The organism is Deltaproteobacteria bacterium, assembly GCA_012522415.1.
GTDB lineage: Bacteria > Desulfobacterota > Syntrophia > Syntrophales > JAAYKM01 > JAAYKM01.
In genome coordinates this window covers 1-4,773 of the sequence record JAAYKM010000074.1, presented here as the reverse complement: position 1 = coordinate 4,773, position 4,773 = coordinate 1, and the positions used below count along the sequence as shown (strand labels likewise).

Annotated in this window: 4 protein-coding genes; 1 reads left to right on the top strand and 3 read right to left on the bottom strand. The window is 59.8% G+C overall.

What is annotated here, in order from left to right; translation table 11 throughout:
- Positions 1–628: 628 nt before the first annotated feature.
- The 3 genes from GX147_06330 to GX147_06320 form a co-directional block, all read right to left on the bottom strand.
- On the bottom strand, positions 629–859 hold the full coding sequence (locus tag GX147_06330) for a DUF3343 domain-containing protein (protein ID NLN60309.1): 231 nt from the start codon (positions 857–859) through the stop codon (positions 629–631).
- Between the two features lie 29 nt (positions 860–888).
- A complete protein-coding gene (gene yedF, locus GX147_06325; GenBank protein NLN60308.1) occupies positions 889–1,497 on the bottom strand; it encodes a sulfurtransferase-like selenium metabolism protein YedF in 609 nt (202 codons plus the stop codon).
- Between the two features lie 999 nt (positions 1,498–2,496).
- Entirely contained in the window at positions 2,497–3,675 is a 1,179-nt protein-coding gene (locus tag GX147_06320) for an aminotransferase class V-fold PLP-dependent enzyme (protein ID NLN60307.1), read from the bottom strand.
- Positions 3,676–4,579: 904 nt separating this feature from the next.
- Here GX147_06320 and GX147_06315 point away from each other — a divergent pair.
- Positions 4,580–4,773: hypothetical protein (locus GX147_06315; GenBank protein ID NLN60306.1), on the top strand; the 194-nt coding region annotated here is incomplete at its 3' end.

Sequence of the window (4,773 nt, the reverse complement as noted above, 5' to 3'; positions counted from 1 at the left end):
GAATCCCCGCGCCAACCGCCATGTCATTACGTATCCCGCGCCAGGCCTAAAATGTCATTCCGAATCCCGCCGGAGGCGGGTGAGGAATCTTAAACGAAACACCTTGCGGCCCTTTTGGTCACTTCGAGCGTTCCTTCTTGTCACTTCGAACGAACGTGAGAAGTCTTAAACGTAGCGCCACCGCTGAAAGCTCAGGGGGTAAGATTTCTCCCCGGCTTGACAGCCGGGTCGAAATGACATGGGGGGCTGATGCCGGGCCGAAATGACAGGGTGGGGCCACTCCTCGCAATGACATAACTTCTTGTCACTTCGAACGAACGTGAGAAGTCTTGAACGTAGCGCCGCCTTCGAAACCCCGGGGGTTAAGATTTCTCCCCGGCTTGACAGCCGGGTCGAAATGACATGGGGGGCTGATGCCGGGTCGAAATGACAGGGAGGGCTGATGCCGGATCGAAATGACAAGCCTTTGTTGTCATTCTGAGGAGCGAAGCGACGAAGAATCTCTGTGGTGGAGAGGGAAAGAGAGAGCCTTCGGCTGACGCCTCAGGGTGACACGGGTGGCTCCCCTGACGCCTCGGATGACATGGGGGCCGCTCCTCGAAATGGCGGAGCATTCACGTCCTCTTCTTCAGCAGAAGGGCCGAATCTCCCGGATCTCAACGAATCCGGTGAGTGCGGCGGCGACCGCCTCCTCCTGTTCCCGGGGGAAACGCAGGCAGACGCCGCAGTCGGAGCTGATGTGCCTAGGCACGGGAATGAGTTTGATGGTCACCCCCGCCGCCTTGAGCCGTTTCTCCGCTTTCATGGCGTGGGTGATGCTGTGGAAGAGGACGACGCTGCAATTTTCCGGTTGTTCCATTTTTTGTCCGCCTGCCCTTCCGCCAATCGTCAGGACACGATCATCCGGCCCGATTTGCTCATGGTTTCCACGATATCGTACATATTCGAAATCGTCCCGACGGCGATTTCCTTGGCGAGGTCGAAGTAATCGACGCAGGCGCCGCAAACCAGGATATGGACGCCCTTCGCCTCCAGTTCTTTCAGGTCGTCCAGGACGTCCGAGTCCCGGACCGCCAGCTTGACCCCGGAATTGAAAAAAATCATGGTCCCCGGCAGGGGGTCAAGGGCAAGGAGGGTATGGATGAAACTGCGCATGAGGATATAGCCCAGTTCGTCGCTGCCCCGACCCATGCGGTTTTCCCCGATCACGATGACCAGGGGACCCTGACCGGGTGCGTTCAGGGCGGTGTCCACCGCCGGGACGGGGGCGGCCCCACCGTGAAGGGCCGACTTCTTCAGGCCCAGCCGGAACGTTTTTGCCTCCGTCTTATCCACGTGGACGGCAAAGCCCAGGTTTGTGGCCAGGCGTTTCACGTTTTCCACGGCGATATCGTTATCGACGAGTACGACAACCTCGTCCTCCGTTTCCAGGGCCTTTTTCGTCAGAATGACCGGCTGCGGACAGGCGAGCCCTCGCGCGTCAATTTCCCGTACCATATATACGTCTCCTTTTTACGGTTTTCTTTACGGTTTTGATCGTATCCCCTCCGAGGGGGCCATGTATGGCCTTGACGTCACTTCAAGGCATGACTTCAATGTCATCGCGATGTATGGCCTCGACGTCATTTTGAGGAGCCACTCATGTCGTTTCGAGGAGCGCCCACCCCATGTCACCCTGAGGCGTCAGGGAAGCGGCCCATGTCACCCTGAGGCGTCAGCCGAAGGCTCTCTCTTTCCCTCCCCACCACAGAGATTCTTCGTCGCTACGCTCCTCGGAATGACAACAAAGGCTTGTCATTTCGACCCGGTATCAGCCCCCATGTCATTTCGACCCGGCTGTCAAGCCGGGGAGAAATCTTAACCCCTGAGCTTCAGAGGTGGCGCTACGTTCAAGACTTCTCACGTTCGTTCGAAGTGACAAGGAGGAACGCTCGAAGTGACAAAAAGGGCCGCAAGGTGTTTCGTTTAAGATTCCTCACCCGCCTCCGGCAGGATTCGGAATGACAAAAAAATGTCATTTCGGCCCGGCATCAGCCCCCCCATGTCATTTCGACCCGGCTGTCAAGCCGGGGAGAAATCTTACCCCCTGAGCTTTCAGAGGTGGTGTTACGTTTAAGACTTCTCACGTTCGTTCGAAGTGACAAGGAGGAACGTTCGAAGTGACAAAAAGGGCCACAAGGTGTTTCGTTTAAGATTCCTCACCCGCCTCCGGCGGGATTCGGAATGACATTTTAGGCCTGGCGCGGGATACGTAATGACATGGCGGTTGGCGCGGGGATTCAGGATGACAAAAAAATGTCATTTCGACCCGGCGCAACCATCCCCATGCCATCCTGCGGCGTCAGGGGAGCCACCCGTGTCACCCTGAGGTGTCGCCTTCATGTCATTTCGGCCCGGCGCAACCATCCCCAGCCATTTCGAGGAGCCACTCATGTCATTTCGAGGAGCGTAACGGGGATCATCCGGTTCGACGACAAAACGGGGCCCTCCTCCTTCTCAGGCACAGAGCCCCTTGGTCCCCTCCTCGCCTACGCTCCGTCCGATCTCCTCGACGGCCCGGATCGCCTGTTCCACCTGTTCCAGCGTGTTGAAAGAACCGAAACTGAACCGGACGCTTCCCCCGGGAAAGGTGCCCGTCGTCCGGTGGGCCAGGGGCGCACAGTGCAGGCCCGGGCGGCACATGATGCCGTAATCCTCGTCGAGACGCGCGGCGGCCTCCGACGGGGTCACGCCGTCAATGTTGAAGGACACCACGGCGGTTCGCTTCTCCGGATCCCGCGGTCCGTAAACCCTCACGCCCTTCAGGCATCCCACGCCATCCAGAAACGCCCCGGTCAGGGCCAATTCCTTTCGCCGTATGGCCTCCACCCCCTCGGCGCGGACAAAGGCGATTCCGGCTCTCAAACCGGCGAGGCCGATGGTATTCTGGGTCCCCGATTCATACTTGTCGGGCATGAAATCCGGCTGTTCCTCAAACTCCGACCGGCTCCCCGTACCGCCCATCATGAGGGGCGGCGTTGTTTCGTCGAGTCCCCCGCGGATGTAGAGCCCCCCCGTTCCCTGGGGGCCGAAGAGGGACTTGTGCCCCGTGAAGGCCAGGAAGTCGATATGCATGGTCCCGACGTCGAGGGGCACCGCTCCCGCCGTTTGGGCGGCATCGACCAGAAGCGGAACACCGTAACGCCGGGCGATAGCCCCCACCTCGGCGACGGGCATAATCGTACCCGTCACGTTGCTGGCATGGGTGAGGACGATGAGCCGGGTTTCCGGCCGGATGGCCCCCTCCAGGTCCGCCGGGTTCAGCATACCGTCGGTCGCGCAGGGGACGACGGACAGGGCGACGCCGCGGGTTTCCATGTCCCGCAGGGGACGCATGACGGCGTTATGTTCCATGCTGGAGGTGACGCAATGGTCCCCCCGTTTCAGCAACCCCCGGATGACGATGTTCAGACCCTCAGTGCCGTTTTTGGTGAAGGCGACGCGGGAAGGGTCGTCAATACCGAAAAGTTCCGCCACCGCCTCGCGGGCGTCGTAAACGACGCGGGCCGCCTCGATGGCCAGACGATGGCCGGACCGCCCCGGGCTTCCCCCCACCGTTTCCTGGTAACGGATCATCGCGTCGAGCATTCCCGGAGGCTTGGGCCACGTCGTGGCGGCATTGTCGAAGTAAAGCATGTCCATGGACCGTTCCGTTTTCCCCATTTTTCCTTACTGCTACCCCCCGGCTCCGCCCCTGTCAAATTGCTTTTAACTATAATGTTGAACGTATCATTCATTTGGTGAATATCCGTCATGACGAGCCGAATGGGGTTTCGGAGACGGCTCCCGGCGCCTTTTTGAACCATTCCGTCTCCCCCTTCGCCCGGGCCCTTCGTCGCGGCGGCCTCCGGATCAGATTTTTTCCGATGGGAGGCTCTTTTAAGCTTGACATGGCCGATCAGGGTGACTAATATCACACCAAATTTGTGAAGAACTTCACATCACCAACGATATCCGGGGATCGTTTCTTGCTAAGGCCTGGGCTCGGCAAACGCGGTCTGGTTCAAGGCGGATTTTATCTTACCAATCAGGGAGCACGTCATGCACGATACACCCTACATCTCTGTCCTTCGGCATGGGGTCTTCCTTTCGCCTCTGACGCGTGTCCCGCGCCCGGCTTTCCGCCGGCCGGATCATGCCCGTATCGGCGCCCCCGCGAACATGACGCTTTCGCGCCGGGCCGGGTGGCGCCGGTCACATAGTGGAGGGCCGGGTCCCCGATGAGAAGAGGCTTTGAAACGGGTGTTCTTACAATCTATCTATTCAAATGGGGAAAGGAGATGAGCGTAGCCGGACACGCGGGGTGGCGACCCGGCGGTTCCCGGTAGCGTGGTGAATCCGAACGGGGCTTCATGATGAAGCGGGGCCCCGCAACGGGCGTGCGCCGGGAAGGCGGACGGAGCGGGGCCTCTTGGGGCTCCCCGGGAAGGGCGCTGGAAACAGCGGGATCATTAGTGGCGGAGAAGAGGCGCGAAGCGCGAGGAGAAAACGGCGGGCGCGGGAAAACGGCAGCCGTTGAATGAGGGAAGGAGGAAGTTGGATGAAAAAAGGAATGTGGAGCAGAATGGGGTTCTCTCTGCTGGCCGTGGGACTGGCGGGCATCCTGGGGGTGTCACCGGTGCAGGCGGATCAGACTTTTGAGGGAGAGATTACCATAAACGGTAACCTGGAAATATACGGCGTCGATGGTGGTGGTGGTAGTACTCTCTACGAGGGCACCCTGGGCGTGACCGG